The 17,756-nt window shown below is 61.3% G+C and carries 14 protein-coding genes; 5 read left to right on the top strand and 9 right to left on the bottom strand.

Features of this window, described 5'->3' with window-relative positions; genetic code table 11:
* Positions 1–234: 234 nt before the first annotated feature.
* Genes ACK6BI_RS09385 through ACK6BI_RS09375 form a run of 3 tightly spaced genes read left to right on the top strand, consistent with a single transcriptional unit; the run spans position 235 to position 5,698 of the window.
* Positions 235–1,479 carry an exonuclease SbcCD subunit D C-terminal domain-containing protein gene (locus tag ACK6BI_RS09385; RefSeq protein ID WP_409316849.1) on the top strand — a complete coding sequence of 415 codons (1,245 nt, stop codon included), beginning with the start codon at positions 235–237 and terminating at the stop codon, positions 1,477–1,479.
* The gene (locus ACK6BI_RS09380; protein ID WP_409316848.1) at positions 1,476–5,117 is read left to right on the top strand and encodes an AAA family ATPase; all 3,642 of its coding nucleotides are present in this window, start codon (positions 1,476–1,478) and stop codon (positions 5,115–5,117) included. The genes ACK6BI_RS09385 and ACK6BI_RS09380 overlap by 4 nt, the downstream gene beginning before the upstream one ends.
* Positions 5,114–5,698: a glutathione S-transferase gene (locus ACK6BI_RS09375; protein WP_409316847.1), complete on the top strand. Its 585-nt coding sequence runs from the start codon at positions 5,114–5,116 to the stop codon at positions 5,696–5,698. The genes ACK6BI_RS09380 and ACK6BI_RS09375 overlap by 4 nt, the downstream gene beginning before the upstream one ends.
* Positions 5,699–5,703: 5 nt before the next feature.
* Here the strand turns inward: ACK6BI_RS09375 and ACK6BI_RS09370 are convergent, their stop codons facing one another.
* From ACK6BI_RS09370 to ACK6BI_RS09335, 8 genes are all read right to left on the bottom strand, one after another.
* Positions 5,704–5,961 (bottom strand): hypothetical protein, encoded by a 258-nt coding sequence (locus tag ACK6BI_RS09370; protein WP_065259855.1) that lies wholly within the window; start codon positions 5,959–5,961, stop codon positions 5,704–5,706.
* Positions 5,958–6,170: a hypothetical protein gene (locus ACK6BI_RS09365; protein ID WP_409316846.1), complete on the bottom strand. Its 213-nt coding sequence runs from the start codon at positions 6,168–6,170 to the stop codon at positions 5,958–5,960. The genes ACK6BI_RS09370 and ACK6BI_RS09365 overlap by 4 nt, the downstream gene beginning before the upstream one ends.
* 255 nt (positions 6,171–6,425) lie before the next feature.
* Positions 6,426–6,605 (bottom strand): hypothetical protein, encoded by a 180-nt coding sequence (locus ACK6BI_RS09360; RefSeq protein WP_007941320.1) that lies wholly within the window; start codon positions 6,603–6,605, stop codon positions 6,426–6,428.
* Between the two features lie 156 nt (positions 6,606–6,761).
* Entirely contained in the window at positions 6,762–7,937 is a 1,176-nt protein-coding gene (locus ACK6BI_RS09355) for a lactonase family protein (RefSeq protein WP_409316845.1), read from the bottom strand.
* Positions 7,934–8,242, bottom strand: a complete 309-nt coding sequence (locus tag ACK6BI_RS09350) for a DUF5629 family protein (RefSeq protein WP_409316844.1) — start codon at positions 8,240–8,242, stop codon at positions 7,934–7,936. The genes ACK6BI_RS09355 and ACK6BI_RS09350 overlap by 4 nt, the downstream gene beginning before the upstream one ends.
* A gap of 165 nt (positions 8,243–8,407) precedes the next feature.
* On the bottom strand, positions 8,408–9,988 hold the full coding sequence (locus ACK6BI_RS09345) for an aldehyde dehydrogenase (NADP(+)) (protein ID WP_409316843.1): 1,581 nt from the start codon (positions 9,986–9,988) through the stop codon (positions 8,408–8,410).
* A gap of 9 nt (positions 9,989–9,997) precedes the next feature.
* Positions 9,998–10,990: an AraD1 family protein gene (araD1, locus tag ACK6BI_RS09340; RefSeq protein WP_409316842.1), complete on the bottom strand. Its 993-nt coding sequence runs from the start codon at positions 10,988–10,990 to the stop codon at positions 9,998–10,000.
* A gap of 146 nt (positions 10,991–11,136) precedes the next feature.
* On the bottom strand, positions 11,137–12,459 hold the full coding sequence (locus ACK6BI_RS09335; protein ID WP_409316841.1) for an MFS transporter: 1,323 nt from the start codon (positions 12,457–12,459) through the stop codon (positions 11,137–11,139).
* 191 nt (positions 12,460–12,650) lie between these two features.
* Between ACK6BI_RS09335 and ACK6BI_RS09330 the strand changes: the two genes are divergently transcribed.
* Positions 12,651–14,387, top strand: a complete 1,737-nt coding sequence (locus tag ACK6BI_RS09330; RefSeq protein WP_260519803.1) for an IlvD/Edd family dehydratase — start codon at positions 12,651–12,653, stop codon at positions 14,385–14,387.
* A gap of 186 nt (positions 14,388–14,573) precedes the next feature.
* Positions 14,574–15,293: a FadR/GntR family transcriptional regulator gene (locus tag ACK6BI_RS09325; protein WP_065259848.1), complete on the top strand. Its 720-nt coding sequence runs from the start codon at positions 14,574–14,576 to the stop codon at positions 15,291–15,293.
* A gap of 56 nt (positions 15,294–15,349) precedes the next feature.
* On the opposite strand, the gene ACK6BI_RS09320 is transcribed toward ACK6BI_RS09325, so the two are convergent.
* Positions 15,350–17,734 (bottom strand): efflux RND transporter permease subunit, encoded by a 2,385-nt coding sequence (locus ACK6BI_RS09320; protein WP_409316840.1) that lies wholly within the window; start codon positions 17,732–17,734, stop codon positions 15,350–15,352.
* Between the last annotated feature and the right edge of the window lie 22 nt (positions 17,735–17,756).

Raw genomic sequence — 17,756 nt, 5'->3', positions numbered from 1 at the left:
CGATCCGGTGGATATGCAGGAGATTTCGCAGATCACGCACTGAAATCCGGAAAACATGCAGGCGACGCTTCCCTAAAGAGAAATGCCTGACAGGCAATGACGCAGGAACTCTCAGCCAACAGGAATCCGTACCCGTCCGCACAAGCCTGCATGTCGCAATAATCTGTAAACTCCCCCTCTTTCGCCGCTTTCACATCCACGCGGCCATCACCTTTTTATATTGCGGAGTCAGCCTTGCGTCTGTTTCACACCTCCGACTGGCACCTTGGACAGAACCTGCACGGCCAGGAGCGCGATTTCGAGCACGCCTGTTTTCTCGAGTGGCTGTTGCGTCAAATGAAGCTGGCGCAGCCGGACGTGCTGCTGATTGCCGGTGACATCTTCGACACGGTCAATCCACCGGTCAAAGCCCAGGAACGCCTTTACGATTTCATCGTCAGCGCCCACGAGCAGCAGCCGTTGCTGACTATCGTGATGATTGCCGGCAACCACGATTCGGGCTCGCGAATCGAGCTGCCAGCGCCGTTGATGCGGCGTTTGCGTACCCATGCGCTGGGTCGGGTGTTGTGGCTGGACGACGGGCAGCTCGATGCGGAACGCCTGCTGCTGCCGCTGCCGGATGCGTCCGGCGAGATTGCCGCATGGTGCCTGGCGTTGCCGTTCCTGCGGCCTGCCGAGGTGACCGGCGCGCAATTGGGCGACAACTATTTGCGCGGCATCGGCCAGGTGCATGAATGGCTGATCGACGCGGCCAACGCCAGGCGCCAGCCGGGCCAGGCGCTGGTCGCCATCAGCCACGCGCACATGGCCGGCGGCTCGGTGTCGGAAGACTCCGAGCGCAGCCTGATCATCGGCAACGCCGAAGCCCTGCCGGCCAGCCTGTTCGGGCCGAGCATCAGCTATGTCGCCCTCGGCCATTTGCACAAGCCGCAGAAGGTCAACGGCGAAGAACGGATTCGCTACAGCGGCTCGCCGATCCCGTTGTCGTTCTCGGAAATCAGCTATCAACACCAGATTCTCGACGTCGTGCTGGATGGCGAAAAACTGGTGAGCGTCGAGCCGATATTGATTCCCCGCTCCGTCAATCTGCAACGCCTGGGCCCTGCGCCGCTGGCGGAAATCCTGCTGCAACTGGCGGATCTCCCGAACATCGATCTGCTGGCCGAACCCCAGCGCCAGCCGTGGCTGGAAGTGCGCGTGACCCTCGACGAACCGCAACCGGACCTGCGCCATCAGGTCGAAAGCGCCCTGCAAGGCAAGGCCGTGCGACTGGTGCGAATCGCCGCCGAATACGCCGGCAATCGTGGCGCTGACGGCGCCGAGGACGGCAGTGCGCTGATCGATCTGGACCAGCTCACACCGCAGGAACTGTTCAGCCGCGCCTGGCTCGACAACTACGGCAGCGAGGTCGACGAGCAAACCCTCAAGGACTTTGCCGAACTGCTGCAAGACGTACAAATGGAGGGCGAGCAGCCATGAAGATTCTCGCCATTCGTTTGAAGAACCTTGCTTCGCTGGCCGGCCCGTTCGAGATCGACTTCACCGCCGAACCGTTGGCCAGCGCCGGTCTGTTCGCCATCACCGGCCCCACCGGCGCCGGCAAAAGTACCTTGCTCGATGCCTTGTGCCTGGCGTTGTTCGGCGCAGTACCGCGTCTGAACAACACCGGGCGTGACGCCAAGGTCCCGGACGCCGACGGCGAAATCGCCACTGGCGACCCGCGCACCCTGCTGCGTCGTGGTACGGGCGAAGGTTTTGCCGAGGTGGATTTTGTCGGCGTCGATGGCCGCCGCTATCGCGCGCGCTGGGAAGCCAACCGCGCCCGGGAAAAGGCCGGCGGCAAGTTGCAGGCCAGCCGTCAGAGCCTGCGCGACATCGATCAGGATCAACTGCTCGCCAGCCAGAAAGGCGAGTACAAGGTTCAGCTCGAAGCCGCACTGGGCCTGAATTTCGAGCAGTTCACCCGCGCCGTGCTGCTGGCCCAGAGCGAGTTCAGCGCGTTCCTCAAGGCCGACGACAACGACCGCAGCGAACTGCTGGAAAAACTCACCGACACCGCGCTTTATACCCGCCTTGGCCGTCGCGCCTTCGACAAGACCAAAGAGGCACGCGAAGCCCACAAGCAATTGCAGGATCAGGCCAGCGGCGTGACACCGCTGCCGCCCGAGGCTCGCGCCGAACTCGACGCACGATTCGACGCCGCCCAGCAAGAACTGAAGTTGCAGCAGGCCCGGCTCAAACAGCTTGAGCAGCAGCACTCCTGGCTCAAGGATCTGCACGTGCTGCAGGACGCACAACAAGCGGCGGCCGAGCAATTGCAAAGCGCCGAACACGAGCGCGACACGCTGGCCGGGGAACGCCTGCGATTGACGCGCCTTGAACAACTCGCCCCGCAACGGCACCAGTTCGCGCGCAAGGCCGAACTCGATGCGCTGCTGACGCCATTGGCTGCACAGATCAGTGCGAACACCCACAAACAACGCGAGCTGACTGAGCGCCAGACTCAACTTGAACAAGACCTGAGTGCTGCACAAAACGCCCTGGCCGAAGCGCAGAAGCAACAGACTGAAAGTACGCCACTGTTGCGTGAAGCATTCGACGAGCAAAGCGCCCTCGCCCGCCTCGCCAAGGATGTCGCCTCCGGCACCGAAGCGAAGCATTCAGCCGAACAGGCCTGCACTCAAGGCCAGAGCGCAATCCAGACCCTGCTCGATCAGCAAAAACAGGTCGCCGAACGCTTGCAGCGCATCGCCGCCGATCTGCAGCAAAGCATTCATCTGGCACCGTTGAGTGAAGCCTGGAATGCCTACCGCGACCGCTTGCAGCAACTGATGCTGATCGGCAACCGGCTGAACAAGGGCCAAAGCGAACTGGCGAATCTCGAACAGAACGCAGCCCGTGCAACCGAAGAACTCGCGACACAGAAGCAGCAGCTGGAGGTGCTGTTCAAAGAGGCCGGTGCCGAGCCGGACGCCGTCGCCGAGCAGATCGGCATCCTTGGCACTCTGTTGCAGGACAACCGCAAACAACTGCGCGCCATCGAAGAGCTGACACGTCTTTGGGCCAGCCAACAGGAACTGGACAAACGTGGCGGCGAACTGCAGCAGCGTCAGTTCGATGCGCAGCAGGAGCGCGAGCGCCTGACTCAGGACGGGGTGAAAACCAAGGCCGAGCTTACCCTTGCCGAACAGACCCTCAGCGTCACCCGCGAATTGCTCGAACGTCAGCGGCTGGCCCGCAGTGCCAGTGTCGAAGAACTGCGTGCGCAGTTGCAGGACGATCAGCCGTGTCCGGTCTGCGGCAGCAACGAGCACCCCTATCACCAGCCGGAAGCACTGCTGCAAAGCCTCGGCCGCCACGATGAAGGCGAGCAGGCCGCCGCCCAGCAAGCGGTCGATCAACTCAAGGAAAAACTCACGGAACTGCGCGCCGAGGTCGGCGGTGTGATTGCGCGGCAAAAAGAACTGCTGCAACAGCAGGAGCAACTGGCGACGCAACAGCAAGCGCTGACGCCGAGTATCGAGGCACATCCGCTGGGCGCTTCGTTGCTGAATCAGGACAGCGACAAACGCGCTGCCTGGCTGGCCCGCCAGAACGATCAACTGAACCAGAGCATCACCCAGGACGAACAACGCCAGACCGCCCTGCTCACCTTGCAACAGGACGCGGCGCGTCTGACCCGGCAATTGCGTCAGGCCGAAACTGAGCAGCAGCAAGCGGCGCAACATCTGAGCAATCAACAGCGCGAGTTGAGCGCTGACCGGCAGCGTCTGGACGAAGAACTCGCCGCCTTCGCCACGCTGCTGCCAAGCGACACCCTTGAAGCCTTGCGCGCCGAACCGGCGGCGACCTTCATGCAACTTGACCGGCAGATCGCCGAGCGCCTGGCGCAGATCGATCAGCAAAAGGAAGAGCTGGCCGAACAGCAACAACGCCAACAAACGCTTGAGAAAGAACAGGACCGCCAGCAGAGCCGCTTGCAGCAGTTGCAACATGCCGAGCAACAACTGAGCGCATTGACTGGGCAACAACAGGCCAGCCAGGAGAAGCTCGCGCAATTGCTTGGCGATCACAACTGCGCTGAACACTGGCAGCAGCAACTTGAGCAGGCAGTGGAAATGGCGCGCAATGCCGAATTCGCCACGACTCAGACCTTGCAGGACGTGCGCACGGAACATGTGCAAATCGCTGCCGAACTCAAGGCGCAACAAGAGCGTTTGCAGGCGCTGGAAACCGAGGACCGTGATCTGGCCGGCAAGATTGCCGAATGGCGCGCCCGCCACCCGGAACTGGATGACGGCGGCCTCGAAGCTCTGCTGCAGGTCGATGACGCACAGGTCGGCGAACTGCGCGAGCGTTTGCAGCGCAACGAAAAAGCCCTGGAGTACGCCACCGTGCTGTTGCAGGAGCGCCAGCGCCAGTTGCTGGAGCATCAGGCGCAGCACAACGGCAACCTTGACCCTGAACAACTCAACACGGCCCTCGCCGAGGTGCAGCATCAATGCAGCGCCAGCGAACAGCTCTGCGCCGAACTGCGGGCCGAGCAAGTCGAAGATCAGCGCCGGCAGAACGCCAACTCTGCGTTGGCGCAGCAGATCGCCGACGCCTATGCCGAGTATCAGCGCTGGGCGCGGCTCAATGCCCTGATCGGCTCGGCCACCGGCGACACGTTCCGCAAGATCGCCCAGGCCTACAACCTCGATCTGTTGGTGCATCACGCCAACGCGCAACTGCGCCAACTGGTCAAACGCTATCGCCTCAAGCGCGGCGGCAGCATGCTCGGCCTGCTGGTGATGGACACGGAAATGGGCGATGAACTGCGTTCGGTGCATTCGCTGTCCGGCGGCGAAACCTTCCTCGTCTCATTGGCGCTGGCGTTGGGCCTCGCCTCGATGGCGTCAAGCACGCTGAAGATCGAATCGCTGTTCATCGATGAAGGTTTCGGCAGCCTCGATCCGGAATCCCTGCAACTGGCCATGGACGCCCTCGACGGCTTGCAGGCGCAGGGTCGCAAGGTCGCGGTGATTTCCCACGTGCAGGAAATGCACGAGCGGATACCGGTGCAGATTCAGGTACAGCGTCAGGGCAATGGCTTGAGCACAGTGGAGGTGAAATGAACACGCTGTATTCGTTCCGCCGCTGCCCGTACGCGATGCGGGCGCGGATGGCCCTGCGTTATTCGGGCGTACCGGTGGACATCATCGAAGTCAGCCTCAAGGCCAAACCGGCCGAGATGCTGGCGATCTCGCCCAAGGGCACGGTGCCGGTGCTGGATGCGGAGGGTCAGGTGATCGACGAGAGCCTGGAAATCATGCGCTGGGCCCTGGCGCAGAATGATCCGGAAAACTGGCTGCTGGGCGGCGATGCCAGGATTGCCGAACTGATCGAAGCCAATGATCAGGAGTTCAAGGTGCACCTGAACCGCTACAAGTACGCCGAGCGTTATCCGGAGCAACCGATGGAGGTTTATCGCGCCGAAGGTGCGCGGTTCTTGCAGCAGTTGGATGAGTTACTCGAAGGCCGCGACTACTTGCTGACCGATCATCCTTGCCTGGCCGATATCGCATTGCTGCCTTTCGTCCGCCAGTTCGCCCATGTCGATCGCGAGTGGTTTGCGACGACGCCTTTTGTGCGGTTGCAGGCCTGGTTGCGGCGGTTTCTGGAATCGGACCTGTTCACCGGCATCATGAAAAAGTAAGCGCCTTACGCCAGCACCTGGCACATGCCGATGGCCGAGCAATCGACCTGGAACGGGCCGAGAAAACCCGCTTCGGTTTTTACCGGTGGATTGCCAGCCAGCAGCCCCAGCGCATTGGCCCGTTCGATGTTGTGCGCGATGCTGTGGTTGGCCTCTATGGCGCGGGCCAGCCCGCCCACCGAGCCCTGACCGAATCCCAACAGGGACGCGCCGTTGGTCATGATCGCCAGACCGGCGATGACCCAGAATCTGTAGCCTTTCATACTCCGACGGCTCCCGCGAGTTCTGTTGAACTCAACGCTGCATTCTGCGAGCGGAGTTCGAACTGGACGCCGGGATGCGCGACCTGGATCGGTGCATCGAAGCTGTGTTGCGATTGGGACGAGAGGCTGATGAACAGCACCATGACCAGGTACAGACCGATGGCCAGGTAGGCGCCGCGTTTGGCGGAAGTGAGGATTGAACTGGCCATGATGTGTGCTCCGTGGACAATGTTTCGAGGTCCACAGAATCAATCAAAAAAGCCGAGGTAACCACTCAGGGTTTGGCATAGTAACCATCAGCTTCGTTGATTATTTAGCCGGCCTATCCTGCCGTTTGAAAATACCTATTACCTGCCGATACACACGTGAAAAAACTGCCGAAGGCTGGGTTCTTTTGATTTTGCTTTTTTCAAACAAGATCAAAAGAACCCAGCCTTTGGCAGTTCCTGGACGTGACGGAAATTTCAGTGTTGAGCTTTGTGATCCAGCGCGGCGTAGAAGTTGGCGCTTTGTTGCAGGTATTTCTGGGTGTAGCTCTGGGTGTGGGATTTTTTGTCGCTGATTTCAACGTTGGCGCTGGCTGGCAGGGCAACGGTGGCGGAGATGGCAGAAGCGGCGATAACGGAGAAGAGATTGAAGTTCATGGCGGTAACCCTCGTGTTCAGTTGGCTGGCTTGCCCGGTCGGGCCGTGAAGCAAACTTAACGCTCGAGGGTTGCGCGCTTGAAATGCTTTGCACCATTACCTGTTATCAGCAGGATTGATACAAAACTTCAGGCCCCGTAAACCGGGGCCTGCGGCTTATTGACGCACGACAAACTTGAGGTCGCTCGGGGCGTCCATCGGCAGTTTTTGCACGGTTTTGCCGAGCAGACCGGTCTTGCCGTCGCGTTCGACCACGACAATCTGGTTGCTCTTCTGGTTGGCGATCAGCAGAAATTTGCCGCTCGGGTCGAGGCTGAACTCACGGGGGTGATCACCCTCCACCGAACGTCGCTGCAGTTCCTTGAGCTGTCCGCTGGCAGGATCGATAGCAAACACCAGCAGTTGATTGGCAGTGCCGCGGTTGCTGACGTAGAGGAATTTGCCATCGGCGGACGCATGCAGCGCCGCAGCGGCTTTGTCCGACGTCGGCTGGCCGGCCGCCAGGTCAACCATTTGCGTCTGGGTCAGCACGCCGTCTTTGTAGTCGAACACGGCGACCTGGGCGCTCATTTCCATGGTCAGCCAGGCGTGCTTGCCGTCAGCGCTGAACAGCAAATGACGCGGCCCGCTGCCTGCCGGCAGTTGCACCGAAGCGGTTTTCGCCGGGGTCAACGGCAGTTCCGGATTGGCTTTCGGGTCGAATTGGTAGATGAAAATCTTGTCGGCGCCCAGGTCGTTGGAGAACACATAACGACCGTCCGGCGAGGAAATCGTCGAGTGCACGTGGTTCGAGGCCTGACGCTCGGGGTTGACCCGACTCGCCGGGTGCGCGCTCATCTGCACCACCGGTTTGAGCTTGCCGTCGCTGCCCACCGGCAACACCGCGAGGGTGCCGCCCGGATCTTCGACCACCGAATAATTGCTGACGAACAGATGGCTGGCGTCGCCGCTGAGGCTCGAGTGGGTTGGCTCGTTGCCCAGACTCTGCACCTGATTGATCAGGGTCAGGGCGTGGGTCTTGGGGTCGATCGAATAACTGCTGACGCGACCGACCGGGTCTTTCTGACCGGGACCGTTTTCGTTGACCACGAACAGACGGTGCTGATCCTTGGAAAGCGTCAGCCACGAAGGATTTTCGCTCTTGATCACTTGCAGCGGCTTGGCGTCGATCTGGCCAGTGGCGCTGTCGAAGTTCATCCGGTAGATGCCCTGGCTGGTGCCGGCGGTGTAGGAGCCGACCAGCAGCTGGTAGCTCTCGGCGGACGCGCTGGAAAGGCCCATTGCACCCACACTGCCGGCCATCAGCAGCGGCCAGAATTTACGCATGTTCATTCGGTTTCATCCTCGTCGTCGCCGCTGCCGAGTACGTCGCCGAGGCAGACCAGACGGTGTTCGCCGACGGTTTTGGTGTCGCTGGCGTAGCCGACGATCAACCAGCTCTGCAGATCCTGGTCAAACGTCGCCGCTGCCACCTGAGCCGGTGTGAACTCCCAATGTTTGGCCGTTCGGCCATCGATGCACTCGATATGCAGGTTGTCGTCTTCGTCGAGGGCGAATTCGAAGGCGTGCAGGCCATCGATTTCGACCATACCGCAATGTTCGAGGGCGTGGAGAAGGGTGTCGGGTACGGCAGTCATGGTGCTCATGTCTTTCAGGGGGAAAGTGGCAATGATAGCTCAAAGCAGCCGCTGAGCCCTTGTGGGAGCGAGCTTGCTCGCGAATACGGCGTGTCAGGCAATCAACTAGTGACTGGACGGCCGCCTTCGCGAGCAAGCTCGCTCCCACAGGGATCTCGCTGTGGATTAGAGCGCCTCGCGCGAAGGCTTGCCGTCGACCAGCCGCTGAATCCGCAGCGGGTTGGCATTTTTCAGCGGTTCCGGCAGCAGGTTGTCGGGGTAGTTCTGGAAGCACACCGGACGCAGGAAACGATCGATCGCCAAGGTGCCGACCGACGTGCCGCGAGCATCCGAAGTCGCCGGATACGGCCCACCATGGACCATCGAATCACAGACCTCGACACCGGTCGGATAGCCGTTCAGCAAAATCCGTCCGACCTTCTGTTCCAGCAATGGCGTCAACTCCGGGAAGCGTTCCAAGTCTGCCTGTTCACCAATGATGGTTGCCGTGAGTTGTCCATGCAGTCCATGCAGCGCTGCACTGAGTTGCGCCTTGTCGGCCACTTCGACGATCACCGTGGTCGGGCCGAACACTTCTTCCTGCAACACTTCATCGCCATTGATCAACAGACTGACATCGGCCCTGAACAACTGCGGCTGCGCCTGATTGCCCTGCTGCGGGTTTCCGGCCAGGTGCTCGATGCCAGCGTGCGCCAACAGTTTTTCCAGGCCCTTGCCGTAGCTGCCGAGTGTCCCGGTGTTGAGCATGGTTTGCGCCGGTTGATCGCCGATCAACGCGGCGACCTGCTCGACGAACGCCGTGAACTGCGGCGAGCGGATGCCGATCACCAGGCCGGGGTTGGTACAGAACTGACCGCAACCCTGCACCACCGAAGCCGTCAGATCGCGAGCGACGGTTTCCGAACGCACGGTCAGGGCCTGGGGCAATACGATCACCGGATTGATGCTCGACATCTCGGCGAACACCGGAATTGGCTGCGCACGCGCGGCGGCCATGTCGCACAGTGCCCGCCCCCCTTTCAGTGAACCGGTGAAACCCACGGCCTGAATCGCCGGATGCTTGACCAGCCACTCACCCACTCCACCGCCATAGACCATGTTGAATACGCCGTTCGGCATCGCGGTTTTCTCCGCCGCCCGAATCACCGCGTCGGCCACGAGTTCGGCCGTGGCCATATGGCCGCTATGGGCCTTGAACACCACCGGGCAACCGGCGGCCAGCGCTGATGCGGTGTCGCCACCGGCAGTGGAAAATGCCAGCGGAAAATTGCTCGCGCCGAATACTGCCACCGGGCCGAGGCCGATGCGGTATTGGCGCAGATCGGGACGCGGCAACGGCTGGCGATCCGGCAACGGCAGGTCGATACGCGCCCCATAGAAATCACCGCGCCGCAGGACTTTGGCAAACAGCCGCATCTGACCGCTGGTGCGACCGCGCTCACCCTGAATCCGTCCGGCAGGCAGCGCGGTTTCGCGGCAGACCAGTGCAACGAAATCATCGCCCAGCCCATCCAGTTCATCGGCGATGGCATCAAGAAATTGTGCACGTCGTTCGGCGCTCAAACTGCGATAGGCCGGGTAGGCAGAAGCGGCGGCTTTGGCAGCGGCGTCCACTTCCTCCTGTGTCGCCTGAATGAAATCGTGAGGCAGGGATTCGCCCGTCGTCGCGTCGATGCTGTGCAACTTGACGCTGCCCGCCGCGCTGCGACGACCGCCGATGTAGTTGTGACCGAGAATCTGAGTCATGGGATCTCCTTAAAGGGTGCCGATGCTGCCCGGTTGGAATGCCGCTGCGACCGGGGCGATGCCGTTGACCAGCGGCGCGCCGAATTCGGCCTGGCTGATCTCGAACACATCGCCTGGCCGAGTACGAACGCCGTCAGCAAATGACAAGGTCGCCGTTCCGAAGAAGTGAATGTGTATGTCGCCGGGACGCAGGAACTGGCCGTACTTGAAGTGGTGGTATTCGAGGTTCGCCAAGCTGTGGCACATGTTGGCTTCGCCGCTGAGAAACTCGTTCTGCCACAGCACTTCACCGTCACGCAGGATGCGGCTGGTGCCGGCCAGATGCTGCGGCAGTTCACCGACGCGCAGTTCCGGGCCGTAACTGCAACTGCGCAGTTTGGAGTGAGCGAGATACAGGTAATTCTTGCGCTCCATGACGTGATCGGAGAATTCGTTGCCCACCGCGAAACCGAGGCGATACGGCTTACCGTCGTGGCCGATAACGTAGAGGCCGGCCATCTCCGGCTCTTCGCCGGCGTCTTCGGCAAACGGCGGCAGCGGGAACGGCTGACCGGGGCGCACGACGATGCTGCCGTCGCCCTTGTAGAACCACTCCGGCTGCACCCCGGCCTGCCCCGCCGCCGGTTTACCACCCTCCACGCCCCACTTGAAGATGCGCATGGTGTCGGTCATCGCCGCTTCATCGCCGGCCTGCTGATGCATTTTGTCCCGGGCCGAGGCGCTGCCGAGGTGCGTGAGGCCGGTGCCGCTGACCAGCATGTGCGCAGGGTCCGGGTGATCCAGTGGCGGCAGGATGCGCAGATCTTTGAGCAACTGCGGGTACTCGTGGCTGATGCCAAGGCCCAGGGTCTGCACCTGCTGCGCGAGGGTGCTGCCGGCTTCAATCGCGGCCAGGGCGAGATCACGAACCGTGCGCGCATCCTGCACTTCGCGCACCAGGCCACCCTCGACCACCCCGACACGGCGCTCGCCGCTACTCAATTCGAATTGAACCAGATGCATAAATCCTCTCCTCTTTCCTCAAAAACACCGCCAATCCCTGTGGGAGCGAGCCTGCTCGCGAAAGCGGCATGTCAGCCACCCACGATGTTGCATGTGACGGCCTCTTCGCGAGCAGGCTCGCTCCCACAGGGGCCGGTGTCAGCCATTCAAGTTCGCGTTGCGCCCCTTGCACTCGCCGCAAACTGCTCGACCGGCAGCACATGCCTGCGCTCCAGCAAGCGATAGACGACGCCCGTCAGAACCAGACCGAACACCATCACGCCGGATAGGAAGTACAGACCGGAACCGAGATTGCCGGTGTACTCCTTCAACGCGCCGATCACGAACGGGCCGAGGTAACCGCCGAGGTTGCCCACCGAGTTGATCAAGGCAATGCCCGCCGCCGCACTGGCGCCGGCGAAGAACCGCCCCGGCAAGGTCCAGAACACCGCCGTGCAGGAGAACAGCGCAAACGCCACCAGGCACAGTGCCGCCAGTTGCGCCACCGGCAACGACAGCCAGGCGCTGAGGAACAGGCCGATGGCGCCCAGCACATAGAGCACCGCCAGATGCCCGTAGCGGTCATTCATGCGGTCGGAACTGCGCGGCACGATCAGCAGACCGACGATGCCGAAGATGTAAGGCACTGACGAGACAAAACCGGTCACCAGATCGCTGCCACCGAACTGTTTGATCAGGGTCGGCAGCCACAGTCCCAGGCCATAGATGCTCAGGGTCACCGGCAGATAGAACAGCGCCAGCAGCAACACGCGTTTGTCTTTCAGTGCATGCAGCGGATTGCCGTGGCGGGTCTGGCCGTATTCCTGCAGATCCTTCTTCAGCTCGCCGGTCAGCCAGTCCTTCTCGGCCTGATCCATCCAGTTCACTTGCTGCGGGCCGTCCGGCAACCAGCGCAATACCGGCCAGGTCAGCAGGATCGCCGGGGTGCCGATGACGATGAACAGCCACTGCCAGCCATGCAGACCGAGGATGCCGTCCATGCCCAACAGGCCACCGGACACGGGGCCGGTGATCATCATCGCGATGGGTTGGGAAAGGATGAACAGCCCGAGAATCCGGCCGCGATGGCGCACCGGAAACCATTGGGTGATGTAGTACAGAACGCCGGGAAAGAACCCCGCCTCCGCCGCGCCGAGCAGAAAACGCATCACGTAGAAACTGTGCGGTCCCTGGACGAACGCCATGCCGATGGTGATCGCACCCCAGGTGATCATGATCCGCGCGAACCAGCGCCTGGCGCCGAAGCGTTCGAGCATCAGGTTGCTGGGAATCTCCAGCAGAAAGTAGCCGATGAAAAACAGTCCGGCACCGAGGCCGTAGGCGGCGTCGCCGATGCCGATGTCGGCGCCCATGTGCAGCTTGGCGAAGCCGACGGCGGAGCGATCCACATAGGCGATGAGGTACAGCAGGATCAGGAAGGGAATCAGTTTCAGCGTGATGCGCCGGACAAGCCACAGCTCCTGGCTCATGGGATCGGTCTCCGATTGTTGTTTTTATGGAACCTCCGGGGACGCCTCTCGCAGAAATTGCCAGGGCCGTCCCTCACTCGAAACGACTATATAGTAATACTTATTACCCAACAACACTTCCAAATGTCGGTTTTTGAGCTTATGTTTAGCCGATATTCGCAAACAATAGTCTTACAATAAGAGAGTCGATCATGTCTGAAAAGAAACCCACCCTGCGCTCCGCCCAATGGTTTGGCACCGCCGACAAGAACGGCTTCATGTACCGCAGCTGGATGAAAAATCAGGGCATCGCCGACCATCAGTTTCACGGCAAGCCGATCATCGGCATCTGCAACACCTGGTCGGAGCTGACGCCGTGCAACGCGCACTTCCGCCAGATCGCGGAGCACGTCAAACGCGGGGTGATCGAGGCTGGCGGGTTTCCGGTGGAGTTCCCGGTGTTCTCCAACGGCGAGTCGAACCTGCGCCCGACCGCCATGCTCACCCGCAACCTGGCGAGCATGGATGTCGAGGAAGCGATTCGCGGTAACCCGATCGACGGCGTGGTGCTGCTGACCGGTTGCGACAAGACCACCCCGGCGCTGCTGATGGGTGCGGCCAGCTGCGACGTGCCGGCGATCGTCGTCACCGGCGGGCCGATGCTCAATGGCAAGCACAAGGGCAAGGACATCGGTTCCGGCACCGTGGTCTGGCAGCTCAGCGAGCAGGTCAAGGCCGGCACCATCACGATTGACGACTTCCTCGCGGCCGAGGGTGGCATGTCCCGTTCGGCCGGCACCTGCAACACCATGGGCACCGCCTCGACCATGGCCTGCATGGCCGAAGCACTGGGCACATCCCTGCCCCACAACGCGGCGATTCCGGCGGTGGATGCGCGGCGTTATGTGCTGGCGCACATGTCCGGCATGCGCGCAGTCGAGATGGTGCGCGAAGACTTGAAGCTGTCGAAGATCCTGACCAAAGAGGCTTTCGAAAACGCGATCCGGGTCAACGCGGCGATTGGCGGTTCAACCAACGCGGTGATCCACCTCAAAGCCATTGCCGGGCGGATCGGCGTGGAACTCGATCTGGACGACTGGACGCGCATCGGTCGCGGCATGCCGACCATCGTCGACCTGCAACCCTCCGGACGGTTCCTGATGGAAGAGTTCTACTACGCGGGCGGCTTGCCGGCTGTATTGCGCCGCCTCGGCGAGGCCAATCTGATTCCGAATCCGGACGCGTTGACGGTCAATGGCAAATCCATCGGCGAGAACACCAGGGACGCACCGATCTATGGTGAAGACGAAGTGATCCGCACCCTCGACAACCCGATCCGCGCTGACGGCGGGATCTGCGTGTTGCGCGGCAACCTGGCGCCACTGGGTGCGGTACTCAAGCCATCAGCCGCCACACCGGAACTGATGCAGCACCGTGGCCGCGCCGTGGTGTTCGAGAACTTCGATGTGTACAAGGCGCGGATCAACGACCCGGAACTGGACGTTGATGCCGACTCGATTCTGGTGATGAAAAACTGCGGGCCGAAGGGTTATCCGGGCATGGCCGAAGTCGGCAACATGGGTTTGCCAGCGAAACTGCTGGCGCAGGGCGTGACCGACATGGTTCGCATTTCCGACGCGCGGATGAGCGGCACCGCTTACGGCACGGTCGTGTTGCACGTCGCCCCGGAAGCGGCGGCCGGCGGGCCTTTGGCGGTGGTGAAGGAAGGTGACTGGATCGAACTGGACTGTGCCAATGGCCGTCTGCACCTGGACATTCCGGACGCCGAACTGGCGGCGCGCATGGCGGATCTGCAACCGCCGCAGCAATTGCTGGTGGGCGGATATCGTCAGCTGTATATCGACCATGTGCTGCAGGCGGATCAGGGGTGTGATTTCGACTTCCTCGTCGGTTGCCGAGGGGCTGAAGTACCGCGCCATTCCCACTGACACCGCCGCCCCTGTGGGAGCGAGCTTGCTCGCGATTGCGATTTATCATTCAACATCCAGGTTGGCTGACACTCCGCTATCGCGAGCAAGCTCGCTCCCACATTTGCTTTGTGTATCCACCTCAAGATTGTGTCGTGCCTGCTATGATGCGCGGCATCTCCATCGCTCAGGATCGCGCCGCTCCCCATGGATTACCGCAAACCTTCCGACCGCAAAAGCATGCATTCGCGCATCGTTCAGGAACTGGGCATGCAGATCGTTTCCGGGCGTTTTCTGCCCGACGACAAACTGCCCGCCGAAGCCTTGCTCTGTGAGGAATACGCGGTCAGTCGGCCGGTGTTGCGCGAGGCCACGCGGGTGTTAGTGGCCAAGGGGCTGGTGTATTCGAAGCCGCGGGTCGGCACCGTGGTCAAGCCGCGCCGCGAATGGCACATGCTCGACCCGGACGTGCTGCACTGGCTGATGCAAAGCAGCCCGCAAAATGAATTCTTCAATGTGCTGACCAGCGTGCGCAGCATCATCGAACCGGCTGCCGCCGCCCTCGCCGCCCAGCACGCCACCGAGGCCGACATCGCCGCGATTGGCGAAGCCTACCGGCGCATGGAAGCCGCACCGACCCCGGAAGCCTTGCTGCAACCGGATCTGGACTTCCACAGCCGCATTGCCGATGCGACCCACAACGATTTACTGGCGAACCTGTGCAACATGCTGTCCGTGGCGATTGCCGAAGCGCTGAAGCATTCCAACCAGCGGCCGAATCTGCATGAACTGGCGTTGCCTCGGCACAAGGCGATATTGACCGCGATCGAGAACCGGGATGCGTTGGGGGCTCGGCATGCGACGTTGGTGCAGCTGGATGATGCGCGCAGTGCGTTGAGTGTTGTGCTCGGCACCGAACTTTCCTGAATACATAAAAAAGCCGCAACCCTGAGGTTGCGGCTTTTTCGTTTCAGGCTCGCCGATCAGTGGGCAAACAGCGAATTGCCCTTCTGCCCCGCCAGCTTCTCCGGCTTGATCAGGAACTTGGCCAGTGCCGGCAGCAGCCACAGCGCACCGAACATGTTCCACAACAGCATGAAGGTCAGCATCAGGCCCATGTCGGCTTGGAACTTGATCGCCGAGAAGATCCAGGTGCATACGCCGATGGCCAGGCACAGACCGGTGAACAGCACCGCCTTACCGGTGGATTTCAGGGTCTGGTAATAGGCTTCCTGCAACGGCAGGCCGGCACGCAGGAAACTTTCCAGACGGCTGTAGATGTAGATGCCGTAGTCCACGCCGATCCCCACGCCCAGCGCCACCACCGGCAGGGTCGCCACCTTCACGCCGATGCCCATGAACGCCATCAGCGCGTTGCCCAGCACCGAGGTCAGTACCAGCGGCAGCACGATGCACAGGGTCGCCGCCCACGAGCGGAAGGTGATCATGCACATCACCGCCACGCAGATGTACACCAGGATCAGGATGGTCAGTTCAGCCTGTTTGATGACTTCGTTGGTGGCCGCTTCGATCCCGGCGTTACCGGCCGCGAGGATGAATTCCAGACCGTCCTTGTTGTTGTCCCTGGCGAATTCCTGCACGGCTTTCACCGCACGGTCCAGGGTTTCGGCCTTGTGATCGTTGAGGAACACCAGCAACGGCGCCAATGAGCAACTGTTGTTGTACAGGCCGTCGGCACGGGCAATGGAGTTGTTCAACACATCCGGGTTGCGCGACAGGGTTTCCCATTTCAGGTTGCCCTCGTTCATGCCCTTGATCATCTGCTTGGACACGGTCACCAGCGAGATCGCCGACTGCACGCCCTCGGTGTTCTGCATCTTCCACATCAGCTCGTCGATCGGCGCCATGGCTTCATAGCGCGAGCAGCCTTCAGCCTTGGTCTTGACCATCACCACCAACACGTCGGAGCTGGTGGAATAATTGTTGATGATGAAGTTGTTGTCCTTGTTGTAGCGCGAGTCCGGACGCAGTTCCGGCGCGCCTTGGTCGAGGTCGCCGATCTTCAGGTTCTGGCTGTACCAGAGGCCGCCACCGAAGGCGATCAGCGCCAGCACGATGGACACCGGTGCGACTTTCGCACTGGCGAAGTTCGACAGCAGGCGCCAGAACGGGTGCTCGCGGTTCGCGTCCTTCTTGCTCTTGGCGATGGCGCGCTTGCTGATGCCGACATAGGAAATCGCCACCGGCAGCAGAATCAGGTTGGTGAACACGATCACCGCCACGCCGATGGACGCGCCGATGGCCAGTTCGCGGATCACGCCGATGTCGATGATCAGCAGCGTGATGAAGCCCACCGCATCCGCGAGAATCGCGATCATCCCCGGCAGGAACAGTTGGCGGAACGTGCGCCGTGCGGCGGTCAGGGCGTTGTCCGCCTCGCTCGATTGCAGGGCGATACCGTTGATCTTCTGCACGCCGTGGGAAATACCGATGGCAAAGATCAGGAACGGCACCAGCATCGAATACGGATCGAGGCCGAACCCGAAGAAGTGCATCAACCCCAGTTGCCAGACCACCGCCACCAGCGTGGTGCTCAGTACGGCCACGGTACTGCGCAGGCAGTGGGTGAACCACAGCAGCAGGATCAGGGTGATGACGAACGCCACGCCGAAGAACATCACCACCATCACCAGGCCGTCGATCAGATCACCGACCTTCTTGGCGAAACCGACGATGTGGATCTTGACGTTGGGGTTCTGGGCTTCGAACTTGTTGCGGATCTTGTCTTCCAGTTCATGGGAGAACTGACGGTAGTCCAGCGCCAGCAACTTGCCCTGGTCCTGTGGGTCCGGGTAGGACTCCAGCAGCGGGATGTCGACGATGCTCGACTTGAAGTCGTTGGCCACCAGACGCCCGACCTGACCCGACTTGAGCACGTTGTTGCGCAGCATGTCGAGGCTGTCCTGGGAGCCGTCGTAGCTCTGAGGGATCACTTCACCGCCGGCGAAACCTTCCTCGGTCACTTCGGTCCAGCGCACGCTCGGGCTCCACAGCGACTTCAGGCCGGAACGGTCGACGCCGGAGATGTAGAACACCTCGTCGTTGATCTGGCGCAGGGTCTCCATGTACTCCCGGGTGAAGATGTCGCCATCCTTCGCTTCCACCGAAATGCGCACGGTGTTGCCCAGGTTCGTCAGATCGTTGCGGTGCTCCATCATCTTCTCGATGAACGGATGCTTGAGCGGGATCATTTTTTCGAAGCTGGTGGACGGCCGGATCAGTGTGGCCTGCCAGAACAGGAAAATGCTGACCAGCAGGCAGATCACGATCACTGCCGGGCGGTTGTTGAAGATCAGGCGTTCGAGGAACGTCGCCTTGTCCTGATGATGAGTGCTCAAGGAAGTCATAGCCCCGCCTTCTTATTATGGA

Origin of the sequence: Pseudomonas sp. KCJK9016, assembly GCF_046231795.1 — a bacterium.
In the GTDB taxonomy this organism is placed as follows: Bacteria; Pseudomonadota; Gammaproteobacteria; order Pseudomonadales; family Pseudomonadaceae; genus Aquipseudomonas; species Aquipseudomonas bananamidigenes.
The sequence above is the reverse complement of the archived record's forward strand: the minus strand, read 5'-3'. Positions and strand labels throughout refer to the sequence as shown.

What these genes read in the sequence shown, in the direction of transcription:
- ACK6BI_RS09380 (WP_409316848.1), top strand. Translation starts at nt 1,476, where the DNA reads ATGAAGATTCTCGCCATTCGTTTGAAGAACCTTGCTTCGCTGGCCGGC.
- ACK6BI_RS09375 (WP_409316847.1), top strand. Translation starts at nt 5,114, where the DNA reads ATGAACACGCTGTATTCGTTCCGCCGCTGCCCGTACGCGATGCGGGCG.
- ACK6BI_RS09370 (WP_065259855.1), bottom strand. Translation starts at nt 5,961, where the DNA reads ATGAAAGGCTACAGATTCTGGGTCATCGCCGGTCTGGCGATCATGACC.
- ACK6BI_RS09365 (WP_409316846.1), bottom strand. Translation starts at nt 6,170, where the DNA reads ATGGCCAGTTCAATCCTCACTTCCGCCAAACGCGGCGCCTACCTGGCC.
- ACK6BI_RS09360 (WP_007941320.1), bottom strand. Translation starts at nt 6,605, where the DNA reads ATGAACTTCAATCTCTTCTCCGTTATCGCCGCTTCTGCCATCTCCGCC.
- ACK6BI_RS09355 (WP_409316845.1), bottom strand. Translation starts at nt 7,937, where the DNA reads ATGAACATGCGTAAATTCTGGCCGCTGCTGATGGCCGGCAGTGTGGGT.
- ACK6BI_RS09350 (WP_409316844.1), bottom strand. Translation starts at nt 8,242, where the DNA reads ATGACTGCCGTACCCGACACCCTTCTCCACGCCCTCGAACATTGCGGT.
- ACK6BI_RS09345 (WP_409316843.1), bottom strand. Translation starts at nt 9,988, where the DNA reads ATGACTCAGATTCTCGGTCACAACTACATCGGCGGTCGTCGCAGCGCG.
- araD1 (WP_409316842.1), bottom strand. Translation starts at nt 10,990, where the DNA reads ATGCATCTGGTTCAATTCGAATTGAGTAGCGGCGAGCGCCGTGTCGGG.
- ACK6BI_RS09335 (WP_409316841.1), bottom strand. Translation starts at nt 12,459, where the DNA reads ATGAGCCAGGAGCTGTGGCTTGTCCGGCGCATCACGCTGAAACTGATT.
- ACK6BI_RS09330 (WP_260519803.1), top strand. Translation starts at nt 12,651, where the DNA reads ATGTCTGAAAAGAAACCCACCCTGCGCTCCGCCCAATGGTTTGGCACC.
- ACK6BI_RS09325 (WP_065259848.1), top strand. Translation starts at nt 14,574, where the DNA reads ATGGATTACCGCAAACCTTCCGACCGCAAAAGCATGCATTCGCGCATC.
- ACK6BI_RS09320 (WP_409316840.1), bottom strand. Translation starts at nt 17,734, where the DNA reads ATGACTTCCTTGAGCACTCATCATCAGGACAAGGCGACGTTCCTCGAA.